Consider the following 20,064-nt stretch of genomic DNA (forward strand, 5'->3'; position numbering starts at 1 on the left):
TGCTGTGAATAGCGGACCAAAAAAGTAAAGGCGCCATAACGGCGCCTTAGAAATAAAGGAATATCTTTAATTTTTCTCACGTTTGATTGCGCGGTAGCCTATGTCCCGGCGACTAAATACACCGTCCCATTGCACTTTATCAGTCAGCTCGTAGGCCGCTTTTTGTGCTGCAGTGACATTGGCGCCTAAAGCTGTAGCACAAAGCACACGACCACCAGCTGTCAGTACCTGACCATCTTTTAACACAGTGCCAGCGTGGAATACTTTGGCTTCACGGCTGTCTTCTGTGGGCAAACCAGAAATCACGTCGCCTTTGCGGTAATCATCCGGATAACCACCAGCAGCCAGCACTACGCCAACAGCAGCGCGGCTATCGAATTTAATCTGTTGCTGGGCTAATTTACCTTCCACAGCAGCCTGACACAGCTCGACTAAGTCGGACTGTAAACGCATCATAATAGGCTGTGTTTCAGGGTCACCAAAACGGCAGTTAAACTCCAGCACTTTACAGGTACCGTCAGGTGCTACCATCAAACCTGCATAGAGGAAACCTGTGTAGATATGGCCTTCAGAGGCCATACCATTGACTGTGGGGTAAATCACATTTTGCATGACCCAGTCATGTACGGCAGGAGTTACTACTGGCGCTGGGGAATAAGCACCCATACCACCGGTATTTGGGCCTTTGTCGCCATCATCACGGGCTTTGTGATCCTGAGACGAAGCAAAAGCTAAGGCATGAGTGCCGTCGACCATCACGATAAAGGACGCTTCTTCGCCTGTTAAAAACTCTTCAATCACCACACGGCTGCCGGCAGAGCCAAACTTATTGCCTGCAAGCATATCGTCAATGGCGGCAAAAGCTTCAGCTTCAGTCTGAGCGATAATCACGCCTTTGCCTGCAGCTAAACCATCGGCCTTGATGACGATAGGAGTGCCATTGGCTTTGACATAAGCTTTAGCTGGCTCAATCTCTGTAAAGTTGGCATAAGCTGCAGTAGGGATTTTATGACGGGCTAAAAAGTCTTTGGCAAAAGCTTTGGAGCTCTCGAGTTGAGCGGAGGCCTGAGTAGGGCCAAAAATAGCTAAGCCTTGCTGACGGAAGGTATCAACCACACCTTTGGCCAGTGGTGCTTCAGGGCCCACTATAGTCAAAGCTATGCCTTCGCTTTTGGCAAAAGCGGTCAGGGCAGGCACATCGTCAGCAGCTATATCCACATTGGTCAGATTAGCTTCCAGTGCAGTACCTGCGTTGCCGGGAGCTACAAAGACTTGTGTCACATGAGCCGATTGTGCTGCTTTCCATGCCAGAGCATGTTCACGACCACCACCACCTATTACTAATACTTTCATTGTCAGTTTCGCCCTAATCAGTCCAGAATTTTTATTCAAAAGGTCTATCAAACACTAAACATCAGTGTCACGAAAACAAACAGCAGCCTAGTTGGCTGCTGGTTTGCGGAATTTAAGCGTCATACGGTCACTTTCACCAATGGCCAGATACTTGTCTTTGTCCTGCTCTTTTTGTGACAGAGTTGGAGGCAAAGTCCAGACACCACCCGGGTGATCGGCTGTATCTTTTGGATTGGCGTTGATTTCACTGCTCTGTTCTAAAACAAAACCAGCTTTTTGTGCCAATTCAACCGCCAGACTTTGCGGGAAATAGCCTGACTTTAACCAGTCCGCTGTTTTCTTAGCCTCAGGTAAACGGTGTTCCACTACACCTAATACACCACCCGGTTTCAAAGCAGCATAAAAGGAAGCAAAAGCATCGATCATGCCTTGTTCACCTTTTTGCATATACCAGTTGTGCAGGTTACGGAAAGTCAGCACCACATCAGCGCTGTTGGCCGGTGCTACTTGTTGATTAGGTAACGGAGAGAATTCTGTGACTACAACCTGTGAATACACTTCATTAGACGCGAGTTTGTCTTTAAAGGCTTTCAGGTTACGTGTGGCGTATTCGGAGGTACTGTTGGCCGGAAAATGCGCTGCGTAGTACTTGCCTTCTTTGGCCAATAACGGAGCCAGAATTTCGGTGTACCAGCCAGCACCCGGAGAGATCTCCACTACAGTACTTTGTGGTGTTACCCCAAAAAAAGCTAAGGTTTCAACTGGATGTCTGTATAGGTCACGCGCTTTATTAGCTTCGGTACGGGCAGGGTTTTGCACCGCTTGTTGCAATGCTGTGGTATCGGCATTGGCAAAAGAGAACTGAGTGAGTACTAAACTGGATACTAAAACGAATTGCGATAACGCCTTCATAACACGATCCTTCTGAGTTAAAAACCTGCGTTAGTGTAACAAAGCACAATAGGTTTTGCAGTCAGAAAAAACCAGTGGTGGCTTTTATGGGATAACTGCCTTGATTAATAGCTTCAGATGGCTGGACTGCTAAATTTCAATCAACAAAAATTTTGCGCTGTGATAAAATGCCGCCCCTTGAATTTTTAAGCCTGTGGCTGTGCTGAAGATGACTTCACTGCTGCGTCGGGCCGCTATCGAAAGTATCTGCTGGAGTGGGCATGTTAGAGCAAATCCGTATTGTGTTAGTAGGTACCTCTCATACCGGAAATATAGGTTCTGTTGCCCGCGCTATGAAAACTATGGGCTTAAGCAAACTAGTGCTGGTGTCTCCTAAAGAATTACCTGATGGTCAGGCCTATGCGTTATCAGCAGGCGCCAGTGATATTCTGGCTGGTGCTCAGGTTGTGGATACTCTGGAGCAGGCCATATCCGATTGTGGTTTAGTGGTCGGTACCAGTGCCCGTTCCCGTACTTTGTCCTGGCCTATGCTGGAGCCGCGTGAATGTGGTGAAAAAGCTGTGCTTGAAGCCACACAAAAACCGGTAGCATTGGTATTTGGTCGCGAAAACAATGGCTTGACCAACGAAGAGTTGCAAATGTGCAACTACCACGTCTGTATACCTGCCAATCCTGAATACAGCTCCTTGAATTTGGCTATGGCCGTCCAAATTATTGCCTATGAAGTCCGGGTGGCCTTTTTAGCGCAGCAGGATAAAACCCCTGAAACAGATTTAACTATTTATCCGGAAATTGACCAGATGGAGAAGTTTTATGTCCATTTGGAACAAACCCTAAGCGACACAGGTTTTATCATCAAGCAGCATCCGGGTATTGTGATGGCGCGTTTACGTCGCCTATTCGCCCGCTCAAGACCTGATGAGCAGGAGCTGAATATTTTGCGGGGTATTCTGGCCTCGATTCAACGCACCACCAAGCAATAAATAGGATGTGGACCATGTTTGCAGGTATCAAAGAAGACATTAAAAGTGTGTTCGAGCGGGACCCGGCGGCGCGCAGTGCGTTTGAAGTACTGACTAACTACCCTGGTTTGCACGCTATCTGGTGGCATCGGATGAACCATCGTTTATGGAAAGCGAACTGGAAATGGCTGGCGCGTTTTTTAAGCACTATAGCCCGTTGGTTAACAGGGGTTGAAATTCACCCTGGCGCAAAAATTGGCCGTCGCTTTTTCATCGACCATGGCATGGGTGTCGTGATAGGTGAAACTGCTGAAATTGGTGATGACGTCACTTTGTACCATGGCGTGACTTTAGGTGGTACCAGCTGGAACCCCGGTAAACGTCACCCGACTTTAGGTAACGGAGTGGTGATAGGGGCTGGTGCCAAGGTATTAGGGCCTTTGTATGTCGGTGAATCAGCCCGTATAGGTTCCAACGCTGTGGTAGTGAAGGATGTCCCTCCTGGCGCAACTGTGGTCGGTATTCCGGGCCGTATTGTCGCCAAGCAAGATATGGCACTGACGGAACAACGTCAGCAAATGGCAAAAAAGTTTGGCTTCGATGCTTACGCTGTCTCCAGCGATAATCCGGATCCAGTCGCCAATGCGATGGGGCGCATGCTGGATCATATGCATTTTTTAGATAACAAAGTGACGGAGTTGTGCCAAAGCATCAATAAACTCGGCGGCAACGTCTGCGAGATGGTGCCGGAAATCGCTATTGAAGATGAGACTTTTATTCAGGCTGAGCGTGAAGCTGCTGAACAACGCAAAAAAGCGGTAGACGCTTTTGATCCGACTATTTAAGCCGTTACAGAGCTTTTCATCGGAAAAAGAGTTGAACCTAAACGGATAATACCTGACTAAAACGGTAGGATTAATACTTGACTAAAACAGTCAAGAATGTACAATTTGCGCCATTCGTTTCAGGGAGTCCGTTATGCGTTTAACTTCAAAAGGCCGATACGCTGTGACCGCTATGCTGGATGTTGCATTACATGCAGAGTCTGGTCCGGTATCATTGGCGGATATCTCTGAACGTCAGGGTATTTCCCTGTCTTACCTTGAACAGCTGTTTGCCCGTTTACGCAAACAAGGTCTGGTTAGCAGTGTGCGGGGCCCGGGTGGTGGTTACCAACTGGGGCTGGATCCGATGCAAATATCGGTGTCTGCTGTGATCAGTGCGGTCGATGAGTCCGTAGATGCCACACGTTGTCAGGGTAAATCTGATTGTCAAAGCGGCGCTAAATGTTTAACCCACAGTTTGTGGACAGATTTAAGCGATCGTATCGAAGACTTCCTCACCGGTATCACTTTAGGTGAACTGGTTCGCCAGAATGAAGTGAAAAAAGTGGCGAAACGGCAAGATGGCCGTGTGTTAAAAAATCCAGCAACTGAAATCGAAGTCAGTTGCCAGTTGTAGGCAAAAGCCGGAGCAAAAAATGAAGCTACCTATTTATTTAGATTATGCAGCCACAACCCCGGTTGATCCGCGGGTGGCCGAAAAACTGATGCAATTTTTGACTATGGATGGTTCTTTTGGTAATCCGGCGTCTCGTTCGCACAAGTTCGGCTGGCAGGCAGAAGAAGCGGTAGAAATTGCCCGTGCGCAAATTGCCGAACTGGTCAACGCCGACCCACGTGAAATTGTATTCACTTCAGGTGCGACTGAATCAAACAACTTAGCTATCAAAGGCGCAGCGCAGTTTTACCATAAAAAAGGTAAACACCTGATCACCGCCAAAACCGAACACAAAGCTGTGCTGGATGCTATGCGCGCTTTGGAACGTGAAGGTTTTGAAGTGACTTATCTGGATGTGGAAGCCAACGGCTTAGTAGACCTGAATAAGTTAGAGGCTGCTATCCGTCCTGATACCACAGTCATCAGCATCATGTTCGTCAACAACGAAATTGGTGTGATCCAGGATATCGCCGCTATTGGCGAGTTGTGTCGCAGCAAAGGTATTATTTTCCATGTCGATGCGGCTCAGGCCACAGGCAAAGTGGATATCGATTTAGAGACTTTAAAAGTGGATCTGATGTCGTTCTCAGGCCACAAAACTTATGGTCCAAAAGGCATTGGCGCTTTGTACGTGCGCCGTAAGCCACGTATTCGTTTAGAAGCTCAGACGCACGGCGGTGGTCATGAGCGTGGTATGCGTTCAGGCACTTTAGCCACGCACCAAATTGTGGCTATGGGTGAAGCCTTCCGTATTGCCAAAGAAGAAATGCACGCTGAACGTGAGCGTGTTGCAGTGTTACGTGACCGTTTATTAGACGGCATTAAAGACATCGAACAGGTGTTTTTAAATGGTGATGCAGTGCAACGTGTGCCTGGTATTACCAACGTCAGCTTTAACTATGTTGAAGGTGAGTCCTTGATTATGGCGTTAAAAGATATCGCCGTCTCTTCAGGTTCAGCTTGTACTTCAGCCAGTCTTGAACCTTCGTACGTATTACGTGCTTTGGGTTTAACCGACGAGCTGGCACACAGTTCTATTCGTTTTAGCATCGGCCGTTACACCACGGAAGAGCAAATTGATCACACCATTAAGATAGTGCATGACGCCATTGGTAAATTACGCGACATGTCACCTCTGTGGGAAATGTACAAAGACGGCGTGGATTTAGGCAGCGTAGCCTGGGTTGCACACTAGTAATTATCTGGATTAGAGGGCATAAGCCATGGCGTACAGCAACAAAGTCATAGACCATTACGAAAATCCGCGTAACGTCGGTTCATTCGCTAAAGACGACCCAACTATAGCTACAGGTATGGTTGGCGCACCGGCTTGTGGTGACGTGATGAAGTTACAGTTAAAAATTAACGAGCAGGGCATTATTGAAGATGCCAAGTTCAAGACCTACGGCTGTGGCAGTGCTATTGCATCCAGCTCATTAGTGACTGAATGGGTGAAAGGTAAAAGCATAGACGAAGCGGCTTTAATCAAGAACACTGATATAGCGCAGGAACTGGCTTTACCTCCGGTAAAAATCCACTGTTCTATTTTGGCGGAAGATGCAATCAAAGCAGCCATTGCTGATTACAAACAACGTCACGGGAACTAAGTTATGGCTATTTCAATGACACCAGCGGCAGCGGATCGCGTCAGAAGCTTCCTGGCCAACAGAGGCAAAGGCCTTGGCTTGCGTGTCGGTGTAAAAACCACAGGCTGCTCAGGACTGGCTTATGTGCTGGAGTTTGTTGACGAGTTAAACGATGACGATCAGGTGTTTGAACAAGACAATCTGAAACTCATTGTTGACGGTAAAAGTTTAGTTTATATCGACGGCACTCAGCTGGATTTTGTCAAAGAAGGTTTAAACGAAGGGTTTCAGTTTAACAACCCAAACGTCAATGGCGAATGTGGTTGTGGCGAAAGCTTCACCGTTTAACGAAGGGCGCAGATGAATTACTTTCAGCTTTTTCATCTGCCAGCTCAGTTCGAGCTGGATTTGACTGAATTAGGCACCCGTTATCTGGAACTGCAACGGCAATTTCATCCGGATAAACATGCCGCAGGCTCTGAGCGCGATAAGCTGATGGCGGTGCAACAAGCCGCCAATATCAACGATGCCTATCACAGCTTAAAGCAGCCGCTATTGCGTGCAGAACATTTACTGGCGTTACGGGGTTTAAAAATCAGTAACGAGCAGCGTAGTTTTATGGAACCTGCGTTTTTAATGCAGCAGATGGAATTACGTGAATTGCTGGCCGAGATTAGCGATGCAGCTGACCCAGAAGAGTTAATAGACGAAGCCGACCAGCAAATCCAGCAACAGAAAAAATCGCTATTAAGACAGTTGCAATCGGCACTGGACGCCAACACACCTGAGCACGATCATCAGGCGGCTGATATAATCCGCAAACTCAAATTTTTCTTTAAGCTGCAGCAAGAGCTGGAGCTTTTGGAACAACAAACACAAGACTAAAGAGCAGCATGGCGTTATTACAAATTGCAGAGCCCGGTCAAAGCGCGGCTCCACATCAGCACAAGTTAGCCGCAGGCATTGATCTCGGTACCACCAATTCGCTGGTTGCTACTGTTCGCAGTGGTGAAGCCAAAACGCTATTTAATCAAGCGGGCCAGGATATGGTACCTTCTGTGGTGCGTTACACTGCGGACAAGGTCATAGTTGGCCATGCCGCTGCAGCTGATGCTGTGCTCGACCCACACAATACTATTGTATCGGTCAAACGTCTGATGGGCCGTGGTTTCGCTGAAATCAATGCCGATGCAGAACATATTCCTTATCAGCTGGTCGATCAATCAGGTTTAGTGGCGATAAACACTATTCAGGGCATTAAAAACCCGGTGGAAGTTTCAGCTGAAATTCTGGCGACTTTAGCCGATACCGCAAGCCAGACTCTAGGTGGCGAGCTGACGGGTGTGGTAATTACTGTGCCAGCTTATTTTGATGACTCGCAGCGTCAGGCGACCAAAGATGCCGCTAAACTGGCAGGGCTGAATGTATTACGTTTATTAAACGAGCCTACAGCAGCAGCTTTAGCTTATGGCCTGGACTCAGGTCAGGAAGGTGTGGTTGCTGTTTACGATTTAGGCGGTGGTACTTTTGATATCTCTATCCTGCGCTTAAAGCGTGGTGTATTTGAGGTACTGGCCACAGGTGGTGATTCGGCTTTAGGTGGAGATGATTTTGATCACGCTCTTGTCAGCTGGTTACAACAACAAACTGGCCAAAGCGCACTTTCGCATTCCGAGCTGCGCCAGTATCTGGTGACAGCCCGTCAAATCAAAGAAAACTTAAGTGCCACAGAGCAGCTGGATTTTGTGCTGCCACTAGCCTCTGGTGAATTTAAAGGCCAAATCAGCCGCTCTGACTTTGATGCGTTAATTCAGCCTTTGGTGCGCAAGACCATTCGCGCTTGCAAACAAGTGCTGCGTGATGCCAGTTTAGACTCCGAAGAAATTCAACAAGTGGTGATGGTCGGCGGCTCTACCCGCGTGCCATTAGTACGAAGCGCTGTGGCTGAGTTTTTTGCTACAGAGCCTTTAACTTCGATTGATCCGGATAAAGTAGTGGCCATAGGTGCTGCTATTCAGGCTAACGTGCTGGTCGGCAATAAATCTGACCACGATACCTTGCTGCTGGATGTGATCCCGCTGTCTTTAGGTTTGGAAACCATGGGCGGCTTAGTGGAAAAAATCATTCCACGTAATACTGTAATTCCGGTTGCCCGTGCTCAGGAATTTACCACCTTTAAAGATGGCCAGACCGCTATGGCGATTCATGTGCTACAGGGTGAACGTGAACTGGTGGATGCTTGTCGTTCTTTAGCGCGTTTTAACCTGACCAATATCCCGGCTATGGCCGCGGGTGGCGCTCATATTCGGGTGACTTTTCAGGTCGATGCCGATGGTTTGTTGAGTGTCACAGCTCAGGAAAAATCCACTGGGGTCAGCGCCAGCATTCAGGTCAAACCTTCCTATGGTTTAAGCGACGATCAGGTCGCGACCATGATCCAAAGCTCTATGCTCTATGCTAAACAAGATATGCAGCTGCGTTTGTTAAAAGAACAACAAGTGGAAGCCGAGCGGGTACTGGAAGCTGTGACTGCTGCGTTAAATGCTGATGCGGCTCTGTTAACAGAAGAAGAGAAATTAAATGTAGAACAAGCCCTTGCTGAGCTGGCTAGAGTGAAACAAGGCGATAACACAGCGGCTATTAAAGCTGCTATTGAACACACTAATCATATAACAGATGAGTTTGCAGCGCGCCGTATGGATATGTCCATCCGCAGTGCCCTGCAGGGTCATAAGGTCGACGAGGTCTGATATGCCACAAATCATCTTTTTACCCCATGCAGAGTTATGCCCTGAAGGTGTCGCAGTAGAAGCCAAAACAGGTGAAACTGTGCTGGATGTGGCACTTCGTTGTGGCATTTCAATTGAACATGCCTGCGAAAAATCCTGTGCCTGCACTACTTGTCACGTCATAGTACGTGAAGGTTTCCGCTCGCTGAACCCAAGCGATGAGCTGGAAGACGATATGCTGGATAAAGCCTGGGGTTTAGAACCAGACTCACGTTTAGGCTGTCAGGCCCGTATCGCTGACGAAGACTTAGTGGTCGAAATTCCTAAGTACACCGTCAATATGGTCAGCGAAGGGCATTAATCCCCATTGTTTGAAGACCAATAAAAAGCAGCTTTCGGGCTGTTTTTTGCTTTTTACAGCAACGAATGGCTCGCGTAGCAAAAGCTTCATTTCGCCTGCTTAGAAAAAATAGGTTTTTTATTTTGCTTAGCGTATAATTCGCGGCCTTAAAAATTTATTCACCCTTTTGATTACAGGAGTCTGTCATGGCTTTAGAACGTACTTTTTCAATCGTAAAACCAGATGCAGTAGCGAAGAACCACATCGGCGCTATCTATCACCGTTTTGAAACTGCTGGTTTACGTATTGTCGCAGCTAAAATGTTGCACTTAAGCCGTGAACAGGCTGAAGGCTTCTACGGTGAGCACAAAGAGCGTCCATTTTTCAACGCTTTAGTTTCTTTCATGACATCAGGCCCTGTGATGGTTCAAGTGTTAGAAGGCGAAGACGCTGTACGTAAAAACCGTGAAATCATGGGTGCTACTAACCCGAAAGACGCTGCTGCTGGTACTTTACGTGCTGACTACGCTGCCAGCATCGACGAAAACGCTGTTCACGGTTCAGACGCTGCTGCTTCTGCTGCCCGTGAAATCGCGTTCTTCTTCACTGAAGCGGAACTGTGTTCACGTACTCGTTAATTTAAACCGTCGTTTTTGACGCCGCAGCTTCGTTGACAGCGCGCTTTCGCCCCAGTCACATAGTGAACTATGCTCCTGGGGGCTCACGCCCTTGTCGCCTCGCTGCAACGCCAATTACTTAGGTTTAAAAAAGTGTAAAGGGACTATTTATACGAAAAGGGAGCTTAGCTCCCTTTCTATCTATTTAAACTGTCCTATTTTTATTAAGTTATTGTTGTGAGGAAAAGCCCAAATGAGCCAAACAGAAAACAAAGTCAATCTGCTTGATCTGACCCGTACCCAGATGAAGGAGTTTTTTGTCTCTATTGGTGAAGCAGGCTTCAGAGCCGATCAGGTGATGAAATGGATTTACCATTTCTGCATCGACGACTTTGACAAAATGACCAACATCAACAAGAAGTTGCGTGACAAATTAAAAGAAAAAGCTGTGATTGCAGCACCAGTTGTAGTGACGCGTCAGGACAGCGCTGATGGCACTATCAAGTTTGTGATGGGCTTGTCTGGTGGCCAGGAAGTGGAAACTGTCTGGATCCCGGAAAAAGACCGCCGTACTTTATGTGTGTCGTCTCAGGTTGGCTGCGCTTTAGAATGTACCTTTTGCTCCACAGCCCAGCAGGGCTTTAACCGCAATTTAAAAGTGTCTGAAATTATTGGTCAGGTCTGGCGTGTGGCTCAAATCATAGGCAGCTACGGCGATACAGGCGAAAAACCAGTCACCAACGTGGTGATGATGGGCATGGGCGAACCTTTGCTGAATCTGAACAACGTAGTGCCAGCCATGGAGCTGATGCTGGAAGACTTTGGTTTTGGCTTATCCAAACGCCGCGTCACTTTAAGTACTTCAGGTGTAGTGCCAGCTTTAGATATGCTGAAAGAGCGTATCGATGTGGCCTTGGCTATTTCCTTACACGCGCCGAATAACACGCTGCGTGATGAGTTAGTGCCGGTGAATAAAAAATACCCTATGGAAGAATTCCTTGCTGCGGCAAAGCGTTATGTCACAGACTCACGTGCCAATGATAAAGTCACAGTCGAATATGTGATGCTGGATGGTGTCAACGACAGCATGGAACAAGCCCATGAGTTAGCACATGCTCTTAAAGGCACTCCGTCAAAAGTGAACCTGATCCCGTTCAACCCATACCCAGGGTCACCTTACAAACGTTCCAGCAATTCCCGTATCGATCGCTTCAATAAAGTGCTGCAGGAACATGGTTACACAGTGATGGTGCGTAAGACCCGCGGCGACGATATTGACGCTGCTTGTGGTCAGCTCGTGGGTGATGTGATTGACCGTACCAAGCGTGTAGAGAAAAAACAGATGAAAGGTCAGGAGATTTCAGTAAAAATGGTGTAACACTCCATTGAACTGGTATCGTTATGCAAAAACTCAGGCTTCTTGCTTGTGTGATGTTGAGTATACAGTTGGCAGCTTGTGTCACCGAAACCACAGTGGTGGGCAGTGACCGGCAAATTCGTCCCAAGATGGATCAAAAAGAAGCTGCCCGTACCCGCATAGCGCTTGGCATTAACTACCTGCAACGGGGTGATAATGCGCAAGCCAAGTTTAATCTGGAAAAAGCCAAAAGCTTAGCGCCTGAACTGGCCGAAGTGCATAACGCTATGGCCTATTATTATCAGCAGGTGGCGGAGTTTGAAGCCGCCGAACACTCCTACAAAACTGCTTTAGATCTTGAACCCGATAACGCTGACTCTTATAACAACTACGGTGCGTTTTTGTGTCAGCGTGGCAAATACGAGCAAGCCGAACAGTTACTGCTGCAGGCAATAAGCCGCCCTGGTTATATCCGTGCCGCAGACAGTTATGAAAATATCGCCTTGTGCCGACTGGAGCAAAAAGATTTTGTTCAGGCGAAAGCCTATTTGGATTTATCCATTAAGCACAATGCCAGCAGGCCCAGTGCTTTGTTTAATTTAGCGTCGGTCAATTATGCAATGGCTGATTTGCCTGCAGCTCAGGTGCTGCTGGAGCGAATGCAAAGTGCCTCTCAAATTTCCCCCCGTTCAGTATTGTTGTCTTATCTGATAGCACAGGAGCAACAAGATTACAGCAGGATGCAAAATGCTGAGCAGTTGCTGCTCACCACCTATCCGCAAAGTCAGGAAAGCTTGTTGCTTAGTCAGGGCAAATTAAGTGAGTCCGAATTTAGCCAACTTAGGCAAGACTACAAACAACAGTTACTGCAGCAGCCGGCGGAACAGGTAAAAACTGATGCAGGACAGCCGAAAATTAAAATCACCCGCAAGAAACCACCAGTAACTGGAGCAACAGAGTCTAAGGTTTTGCCTGCGACTCTGGCCGCTCAGATGCAAAGTCAGGCTGAAACCGTGGCTGTACAACACCAAGTACAACAAGATGAAAGCTTGTATGGCATAGCAGAGCGTTACAGTGTTACTATTAGCGATATAATCAGCTGGAACTCTTTGCGTGATAATCAGCCTATAGTCAAGGGCCAGATCCTCTGGATTGGACAACAAGCACACCGGCAGATAGAACCACAAATTGAAGTACCAGAACGTTATCAAATCCAATATGGCGATACGTTGTTTCGGATTTCGATGCGTTACAGGGTGAAATTAACCAGCCTGCTGCAATGGAACAACTTAACTGAGCAAAGCCCGATACGGGCTGGGCAATTTATCTACTTAAAAGATCCGGCACAATTAGAATTATGACGACTGAATTAACGCAGCCCAGCAGCGCAGTACAGACTTTGAGCGCGGGACAACTATTACGTCAGGCTCGTGAGCAACAAAATCTGACCTTAGCCCAGGTGGCACAGCAACTGAATTTAAGCAGGAGCTTGATCGACGATCTTGAACAGGATCAGGTCGATGCCAAGCTGTCTTCCACTTTCGTGCGTGGTTATTTGCGCTCTTATGCCAAATTACTGAAAATACCCGCCCAACAAGTATTAGATGCCTACAGCAGCAACTCAAAAGGCTTGCATCAGGTGCCAAGCCTGACCCGCAGTTTCTCTAAACGCACAGCCAAAGAAGCGACCGAAAACCGCTTTATGTGGGTGACCTATTTTGTTATTGCGGTCTTTGTGGTGTTGTTGGTTCTTGGTTTCTGGCAAAGCAGGTTTGGCGGTTCAGGCTCAGGCTCTGCGTTGCCTATGGCACAAACTGACGAGACTATGCTGGCGAGTGAAGCAGCTAAGCCTGTCGACACTCAGTCGTATCAGCAAACCGAACAGCCAGAGGCTGAACAGAACCGTATTCCTGTGACTCAGCTGGATCATTCGCCAACAGCGACAGATCCACAAGCTCAAAGCACAGCACCACAAACTAGTTTAAATGCAGATGTTCCGACTGTAATACAGCCGCAATCACAAGCTGTCGTGACACAACCTGCTGCAACAGTGGTGCAAGCTACGACAGAGGAAAATTCTGCTACTAGGGGTGCAGCGACTGCGCCTGCTGTCAACACTCCGGTTCAGAGTGAACCACAGTTGCAGCAATCAGTTCCTGCAGTCACTGCTCCTGTTCAGAATGAATCCCAGGCATCAGTAGCGGTAACAAATGACGTTCCGACTGTTACAACTGCCGATACTGCGGCTGTCCAGCCTACGACTCAAACTACAACCTCAGCTACAGAAACTCCAGGTGCTGCAGCTGTTGATGCGTCAGCTAATTCCACTATCAATTTGTCTCTGAGTGCAGAGTGTTGGGTTGATGTGGTTGATGCGACAGGCAAACGCTTAGTATTTGGCAGTCGTCAGGCTGGTGAACAACTGAATTTACGTGGTGTTGCGCCAATCAAAGTGTTGTTGGGCAACGCAGCAGCGGCCACTCTTAACTTTAATGGCGAAGCCATTGACCTGTCAGGTTATCCAACAGGTCGGGTCGCCCGGTTAACCCTCGGACAAAACTGATGAGTTACGCAGAAAATCCTATTAAAAGACGCCAGTCTACTCAAATTAAAGTGGGCAATGTACTGATAGGCGGTGATGCGCCTATTGCAGTACAGTCGATGACCAATACTAAAACTACAGATGTCGAAGCGACAGTGGCGCAAATTCAGGCCATTGCCAAAGCAGGCGCTGATTTGGTGCGTGTCTCAGTGCCGACTATGGAAGCGGCAGAGGCCTTTAAGCTGATTAGACAGCAATCGCCTATTCCATTGGTCGCCGATATCCATTTTGATTACCGTATCGCGCTAAAAGTAGCTGAATACGGTGTCGATTGTTTACGTATTAACCCTGGCAATATAGGCCGGGAAGACCGTATCCGTTCTGTGGTAGAAGCGGCTCGCGATAAAAACATTCCCATCCGTATTGGTGTGAATGGCGGCTCGCTGGAAGCAGATTTACAGGAAAAGTATGGTGAACCGACCCCAGAAGCACTGGTAGAGTCGGCCATGCGCCATGTCGACATTCTGGATCGTCTGAACTTCGACCAGTTTAAAGTCAGTGTCAAAGCCTCGGATGTATTTTTAGCTGTAGGTGCTTACCGTTTACTGGCGAAACAAATTAAGCAACCTCTGCATTTGGGGATCACCGAAGCTGGTGGTGCCCGTGCTGGTGCCGTCAAATCTGCGATTGGTCTTGGTATGCTGTTATCTGAAGGCATAGGTGATACCTTGCGTATTTCTTTGGCGGCCGATCCGGTTGAAGAAGTGAAAGTGGGTTTTGATATTTTAAAATCCCTGCGTATCCGTTCCCGCGGCATTAATTTTATTGCCTGCCCAAGTTGCTCCCGTCAGGAGTTTGATGTGATCAAAACCATGAATGAGCTGGAACAACGACTGGAAGATGTGATCGATCCAGTGACTGTTTCTGTGATTGGTTGCGTGGTTAATGGCCCTGGTGAAGCGCTGATCTCTGATTTAGGTGTGGCAGGGGCAAACCGTATGAGTGGTTTCTACCTCAAAGGCCAGCGTCAAAAACTACGCATTGATAACAATAACGTCGCAGAACAATTAGAAGCTCAGGTACGTTTGTATCTGGAAGAGCAAAAACGACTGATTGAAATTAAACAGCTGGACTGAGTAGCTTCGCTGCATCATCCGCTTTGGACAAAGAGATAAAACCCGTGTCAAAAGATATCCAGGCCATTCGTGGCATGAACGACTGTTTACCCGCCGATACTCCGGCATGGCAATTTGTAGAACAGATTTTACGTAAAACAGTGCGCAACTATGGGTACGAAGAAATTCGTTTTCCTATAGTCGAAATGACCGAATTGTTTAAGCGTTCTATAGGCGAAGTGACTGACATCGTTGAAAAAGAGATGTATACCTTTGCCGATCGCAATGGCGACAGTCTGACCTTGCGCCCCGAGGGGACTGCAGTTTGCGTACGTGCCGCCAATCAGAATGGTTTGCTATACAACCAGGAGCAGCGCCTGTGGTACATGGGCCCCATGTTCCGCCACGAGCGTCCACAAAAAGGCCGTTACCGTCAGTTCCACCAGTTTGGTTTAGAAGCTTTTGGTATGGCAGGCCCGGACATTGATGCTGAAGTGATTTTACTCAGCGCCCGTTTGTGGAAAAGCTTAGGTTTATCTGCTCATGTCACACTGGAGCTGAACTCTTTAGGCTCGAACCAGGCGCGTGCGGATTACCGCGCTGCGTTAGTCGCCTATTTAGAGCAACATAAAGAACTGCTGGATGAAGACAGCTTACGTCGCATGTACAGTAACCCGCTGCGGGTACTGGATAGCAAAAATCCAGTGATGCAGGAGATGTTGGGTAAGGCGCCACAGCTGTTAGAGTATTTAGATGATGAATCCAAAGCCGACTTTGATGGCCTGCAAAAGCGTTTAAAAGCCGCTGGTGTTGAGTTTGTGATCAATCCACGTTTAGTGCGTGGCCTGGACTATTACAACAAAACTGTCTTCGAGTGGGTCACCAGCAGCTTGGGTTCACAAGGCACAGTCTGCGCCGGGGGGCGTTACGATGGTTTGGTGGAACAGCTGGGTGGGAAAGCCACTCCTGCAGTTGGTTTTGCCTTAGGTATGGAGCGACTGGTATTATTGCTGCAAACCTTAGAGTTATTGCCAGAAGCCCAGCCTCAAACCGATATTTATCTGATGGCCTTAGGCGAGAGCGCGGAACTTGCTGCAGTTTCTATTGCCGAAAGCCTGCGTAATGAGTTACCTGAGCTGCGCTTAATGACGCATTGTGGTGGCGGCAATTTAAAGAAACAAATGAAAAAAGCGGATAAGTCTGGTGCCAGCCTTGGTCTGCTATTAGGTGAAACCGAACTGGCCGCTGGCGAAATTACACTGAAATGGCTCAGAGAAGAAAAACCACAACAAAATATTAAATTGACTGAATTAAGCAGCGCTCTGAAGCAGCTGGTTTAAAGGGATCGAAGATGGAAATTTACAACAGCGAAGAACAACAAGTCGAAGCTATTAAGCGCTTTTGGAAAGAAAACGGCACCGCTATTATCGCCGGTGTGGTCTTGGGTCTGGGTGGCTTGTACGGCTGGCGTTATTTTCAGGATCAGCAGCTGGAAAGCACTATGGCAGCATCAAGTGCCTACACTAAATTACTGGAGCAACAGCAAAAAGCTGCTGATAACCCAGAGTTGTTAGCGCAGTTCCAGACCTTTGTTGATAAAAACAGTGACTCTTCCTATGCACTGCTGGCGGCTTTTGTTGCAGCCAAAGAAGCGGTAGCAAAAGAAGACTACGCTGTTGCTGCTAAACAGCTGAACTGGGTAGTGACCACAGCTAAACAGCCAGAAATAAAAGCACTGGCGCAGCTGCGTTTGGCTCGTGTGCAAAATGAACAAAAAGATTACGCAGCAGCTTTAGCAACTCTGGCTTTAGCTGTGCCTGAAGCGTTCAAAGCACAACAACAGGAATTGACAGGCGATGTGCTGTTGAACTCAGGTGAATTGGCGAAAGCGAAAACAGCCTATCAGGCTGCTGTCGCCGCCACTAAAGATGCTCAGAATCCACTTCTGAAAGTGAAATTAGACGAACTGGCGCACGTAACTGCTGCTTAAGGTGTAAGAGTGAAGTTATTCAAGTCCCGTATCGGCTTAATGCTGGCGTTGTTGACGACTTTGGCTGCTTGTTCTTCTAAAGAAGAATTAGTGTACCCGGAAATTGACAACAAAATTGAACCCGAAGAAATTTGGAGTGCCTCTGTGGGGGATGGGGTTGAACATTATGATTCAGCGCTACGTCCATTGATTTACAAAGATAAAGTTTTTGCAGCCAGCCGTGCTGGTTTAGTCATGGCTTTTGATAAAGAGTCTGGTGATCGTCTTTGGACCTTTGATGTTCGTGACGATGGCACAGGCAGTTTCCTGGATGGCCTGAAATTCTGGAATTCTGAAACTGCCCGGGTTTCCGGTGGTGTCAGTGCTGGTTATGACAAAATTTTTGTCGGCACCGAAAACGGCGATGTTGTAGCACTTAACCCTGAAACTGGTGAGTTGGTATGGCGTGTTAAAGTCAAAGGTGAAGTCATTGCAAGTCCTGCTGCTGGTGATGGTTATGTAGTGGTGAATACCTCAGCGGGTTACATGTTTGCCTTGCACCCGGACACAGGTGAACAGCGCTGGATGCATGAACAGGAAAGCGCATTACTGAGTTTACGGGGCACCAGTGAACCTGTGATGGCCAGTGGTGGTGTTATTTTTGGTAGTGGCGCTGGTAAAGTATCAGTGTTAATAGCTGACAAAGGTGTATTGGCATGGGATGCCGCTATTGCTGTGCCAAAAGGAGCGACCGATTTATCCCGTATGGTGGATGTTGACGCAACTCCTATCGTCATGGACGGTACTATTTACGCTATAGCCTTTAACGGTGAGCTGGTCGCTCTTGAACTGCGCACTGGTCGTGTTATTTGGAAACGTGAATACGCCAGCTTCCGCGATATGGTGGTTGAAGGCAATAGCATTTATCTGGTCGACAGTGTCGGCAAAATTTTTGCTATCGACCGCCGTAACGGTTTAGAGCAATGGTCTCAGTTAGGTTTACATAAACATTTCCTGACCGGACCTGCAGTGTATAAAGATTATCTGGCCGTAGGTGATGTCGAAGGTAACTTGTTCTGGTTGGATAAAAACACCGGTGAGTTTGTCGCTCAGGAAACATATGGTTCAGGCTTTTATGTGCAGGGTGTCAGCACTGCTGACGAATTAGTGATCCAAACCCGGGATGGTGAGCTAAGTTTAATACGCTTGCCTTAAGCTGTCCTGGTTGACAATAAAGCAGGGTCGGAGCCGATAAACCATCGCCTCCGGCCTTGTTGTTTCATAGAGTGTAGCTATTGTGGTCAGTGCCAGGCTGTAAAAAGCCTGGCGTGACAGAGTAAGAAGGTCAGTTGGCCTGCGGTATCCACAAGGATACATAGTAATTTTATTTGAGGTAAAACCATGTTACCTGTAGTGGCTTTGGTTGGCAGAGCCAACGTTGGAAAATCAACATTATTTAACCGTTTAACCCGCACCCGTGACGCCTTAGTGGCGGACTTTCCGGGCCTGACGCGTGACCGTAAATACGGTTCAGTCAAATACGAAGGTTACGAATTTATTGTGGTCGACACCGGTGGTATCGACGGCAATGAGCAAGGCATTGAAGTAGAAATGGCCGAGCAGTCACTCAAAGCCATAGACGAAGCTGACATTGTGCTGTTTATGGTCGATGCCCGTGCTGGTGCCATGGTGGCTGATGATGCGATAGCGCAGCATTTACGCCGTATCAATAAAAAAGTCTTCTTAGTAGCGAATAAAACCGATGGTTTGGATGCCGATACAGCCACAGCAGATTTCTATAGTCTGGCGCTGGGTGAAGTCTATCCAATAGCTGCTGTGCATGGCCGTGGTGTGGTGTCTTTGTTGCAACATGCCTTATTGCCTATGCTGTCTGAGCAGCAACAACAGCGTATTGCCGCTATTGAAAAAGGCGAAGAACTACCGGACGAGTTTGAGGAAGAAGAAAGCGAAGAGGACATTACCCAGGCGAAGGATCAGCATATCAAGCTGGCGATAGTGGGCCGTCCAAACGTTGGTAAATCGACGTTAACTAACCGTATTTTAGGTGAAGAGCGTGTGGTGGTGTTCGACATGCCAGGCACAACACGGGATTCAATTTATATCCCTATGACCCGCGGTGAGCGCGAATATACGCTGATTGATACAGCTGGTGTGCGTCGTCGTGGCAAAATCGACGATATGGTCGAGAAGTTCTCTGTGATTAAAACGCTGCAGGCGATTGAAGATGCCAACGTCGTGATTTTAGTGCTGGACGCCCGCTTAGGTATTTCCGACCAGGACTTAAGCATTTTAGGTTTTGTGCTCAATTCAGGTCGTTCATTGGTGATTGCGGTCAATAAATGGGATGGTCTGGACGATCGGATCAAAGACGATGTCAAACGCGAACTCGACAGACGCTTAGGTTTTATCGACTTTGCCCGCCTGCATTTTATCTCGGCTTTGCACGGCTCAGGTGTCGGTAACTTATTTGAATCGGTAGAAGAAGCCTTCGACTCGGCTACCCGTCGTGTTAGTACAGCGCTTTTAACCCGTATTATGAAAATGGCGGTGGAAGATCACCAGCCACCTATGGTCAAAGGCCGTCGGGTCAAGCTGAAATACGCTCACGCCGGTGGTTACAATCCGCCTTTGATCGTGATCCACGGTAATCAGGTTGACGATCTGCCAGATTCGTACAAACGTTATCTGATGAACTATTTCCGTAAATCTTTACAGATGATGGGCACCCCGGTGCGGATTGAATTCCGCGAAGGCGAAAACCCATTTGCCGGCAAACGTAATACGCTGACCCCTAATCAGCAGTACAAACGGGACCGTATCTTAAAAGCCAGAGCGAATCTGGTGAATAAGAAGTAAGTTATGATTCAGGGCCAGCGCAAGCTGGCCTTGTTGTTTGTGGGTTGTTTGCAAATTGTAGGGGCGGGTCTTGCACCCGTCTGTGGTGTCAGAGGGATTAATGACGGTCTTTTAGCGCTGATTAGCTAAGTTCTTAATTGCTACATTTTTTACTTTAAAGCGTTTCGCCGCAGGCGAGATACTTTCTTTTGCTTCGCCAAAAGAA

20 protein-coding genes are annotated in these 20,064 nt (G+C 47.8%); 18 read left to right on the top strand and 2 right to left on the bottom strand.

The window, feature by feature from the left end; translation table 11 throughout:
• Positions 1-66: 66 nt before the first annotated feature.
• Together purD and WH43_RS09585 are read right to left on the bottom strand one after the other, a co-directional pair.
• A complete protein-coding gene (gene purD / locus WH43_RS09580) occupies positions 67-1,353 on the bottom strand; it encodes a phosphoribosylamine--glycine ligase (RefSeq protein WP_053424386.1) in 1,287 nt (428 codons plus the stop codon).
• Between the two features lie 87 nt (positions 1,354-1,440).
• The gene (locus tag WH43_RS09585) at positions 1,441-2,265 is read right to left on the bottom strand and encodes a class I SAM-dependent methyltransferase (RefSeq protein WP_053424387.1); all 825 of its coding nucleotides are present in this window, start codon (positions 2,263-2,265) and stop codon (positions 1,441-1,443) included.
• A gap of 260 nt (positions 2,266-2,525) precedes the next feature.
• Between WH43_RS09585 and trmJ the strand changes: the two genes are divergently transcribed.
• The 18 genes from trmJ to der all read left to right on the top strand — a co-directional run bounded on the left by trmJ (position 2,526) and on the right by der (position 19,859).
• Entirely contained in the window at positions 2,526-3,248 is a 723-nt protein-coding gene (gene trmJ / locus WH43_RS09590; protein ID WP_053424388.1) for a tRNA (cytosine(32)/uridine(32)-2'-O)-methyltransferase TrmJ, read from the top strand.
• Between the two features lie 14 nt (positions 3,249-3,262).
• Positions 3,263-4,072 carry a serine O-acetyltransferase gene (gene cysE, locus WH43_RS09595; protein WP_053424413.1) on the top strand — a complete coding sequence of 270 codons (810 nt, stop codon included), beginning with the start codon at positions 3,263-3,265 and terminating at the stop codon, positions 4,070-4,072.
• A gap of 133 nt (positions 4,073-4,205) precedes the next feature.
• Positions 4,206-4,688 carry a Fe-S cluster assembly transcriptional regulator IscR gene (iscR, locus tag WH43_RS09600; protein ID WP_053424389.1) on the top strand — a complete coding sequence of 161 codons (483 nt, stop codon included), beginning with the start codon at positions 4,206-4,208 and terminating at the stop codon, positions 4,686-4,688.
• A 19-nt stretch (positions 4,689-4,707) separates the two neighbouring features.
• Positions 4,708-5,922 (top strand): IscS subfamily cysteine desulfurase, encoded by a 1,215-nt coding sequence (locus tag WH43_RS09605; protein WP_053424390.1) that lies wholly within the window; start codon positions 4,708-4,710, stop codon positions 5,920-5,922.
• A 28-nt stretch (positions 5,923-5,950) separates the two neighbouring features.
• Positions 5,951-6,334 carry a Fe-S cluster assembly scaffold IscU gene (gene iscU, locus WH43_RS09610; RefSeq protein WP_053424391.1) on the top strand — a complete coding sequence of 128 codons (384 nt, stop codon included), beginning with the start codon at positions 5,951-5,953 and terminating at the stop codon, positions 6,332-6,334.
• Positions 6,335-6,337: 3 nt separating this feature from the next.
• The gene (gene iscA / locus WH43_RS09615; RefSeq protein WP_053424392.1) at positions 6,338-6,661 is read left to right on the top strand and encodes an iron-sulfur cluster assembly protein IscA; all 324 of its coding nucleotides are present in this window, start codon (positions 6,338-6,340) and stop codon (positions 6,659-6,661) included.
• A gap of 12 nt (positions 6,662-6,673) precedes the next feature.
• The gene (gene hscB / locus WH43_RS09620; RefSeq protein WP_053424393.1) at positions 6,674-7,198 is read left to right on the top strand and encodes a co-chaperone HscB; all 525 of its coding nucleotides are present in this window, start codon (positions 6,674-6,676) and stop codon (positions 7,196-7,198) included.
• An 8-nt stretch (positions 7,199-7,206) separates the two neighbouring features.
• Complete coding sequence (gene hscA / locus WH43_RS09625; protein ID WP_053424394.1) at positions 7,207-9,063, top strand: Fe-S protein assembly chaperone HscA; 1,857 nt, start codon at positions 7,207-7,209, stop codon at positions 9,061-9,063.
• A 1-nt stretch (position 9,064) separates the two neighbouring features.
• Positions 9,065-9,403, top strand: coding sequence for an ISC system 2Fe-2S type ferredoxin (gene fdx / locus WH43_RS09630; RefSeq protein ID WP_053424395.1), 339 nt, complete (start codon positions 9,065-9,067; stop codon positions 9,401-9,403).
• 185 nt (positions 9,404-9,588) lie between these two features.
• Positions 9,589-10,020, top strand: a complete 432-nt coding sequence (gene ndk / locus WH43_RS09635) for a nucleoside-diphosphate kinase (RefSeq protein WP_053424396.1) — start codon at positions 9,589-9,591, stop codon at positions 10,018-10,020.
• A 232-nt stretch (positions 10,021-10,252) separates the two neighbouring features.
• Complete coding sequence (gene rlmN / locus WH43_RS09640; protein ID WP_053424397.1) at positions 10,253-11,377, top strand: dual-specificity RNA methyltransferase RlmN; 1,125 nt, start codon at positions 10,253-10,255, stop codon at positions 11,375-11,377.
• A 23-nt stretch (positions 11,378-11,400) separates the two neighbouring features.
• The gene (gene pilW, locus WH43_RS09645) at positions 11,401-12,717 is read left to right on the top strand and encodes a type IV pilus biogenesis/stability protein PilW (protein WP_286049627.1); all 1,317 of its coding nucleotides are present in this window, start codon (positions 11,401-11,403) and stop codon (positions 12,715-12,717) included.
• A complete protein-coding gene (locus WH43_RS09650) occupies positions 12,714-13,919 on the top strand; it encodes a RodZ domain-containing protein (RefSeq protein WP_053424399.1) in 1,206 nt (401 codons plus the stop codon). The genes pilW and WH43_RS09650 overlap by 4 nt, the downstream gene beginning before the upstream one ends.
• Complete coding sequence (gene ispG, locus WH43_RS09655) at positions 13,919-15,034, top strand: flavodoxin-dependent (E)-4-hydroxy-3-methylbut-2-enyl-diphosphate synthase (protein WP_053424400.1); 1,116 nt, start codon at positions 13,919-13,921, stop codon at positions 15,032-15,034. The genes WH43_RS09650 and ispG overlap by 1 nt, the downstream gene beginning before the upstream one ends.
• Positions 15,035-15,078: 44 nt before the next feature.
• A complete protein-coding gene (hisS, locus tag WH43_RS09660) occupies positions 15,079-16,353 on the top strand; it encodes a histidine--tRNA ligase (RefSeq protein WP_053424401.1) in 1,275 nt (424 codons plus the stop codon).
• 11 nt (positions 16,354-16,364) lie between these two features.
• Positions 16,365-17,003 carry a YfgM family protein gene (locus WH43_RS09665; RefSeq protein WP_053424402.1) on the top strand — a complete coding sequence of 213 codons (639 nt, stop codon included), beginning with the start codon at positions 16,365-16,367 and terminating at the stop codon, positions 17,001-17,003.
• 9 nt (positions 17,004-17,012) lie between these two features.
• A complete protein-coding gene (gene bamB / locus WH43_RS09670; protein ID WP_286049629.1) occupies positions 17,013-18,197 on the top strand; it encodes an outer membrane protein assembly factor BamB in 1,185 nt (394 codons plus the stop codon).
• 186 nt (positions 18,198-18,383) lie between these two features.
• Positions 18,384-19,859, top strand: coding sequence for a ribosome biogenesis GTPase Der (gene der, locus WH43_RS09675; protein ID WP_053424403.1), 1,476 nt, complete (start codon positions 18,384-18,386; stop codon positions 19,857-19,859).
• Positions 19,860-20,064 lie beyond the last annotated feature (205 nt).

This window comes from Rheinheimera sp. KL1 (genome assembly GCF_001275035.1).
Classification (GTDB): Bacteria; Pseudomonadota; Gammaproteobacteria; order Enterobacterales; family Alteromonadaceae; genus Pararheinheimera; species Pararheinheimera tangshanensis.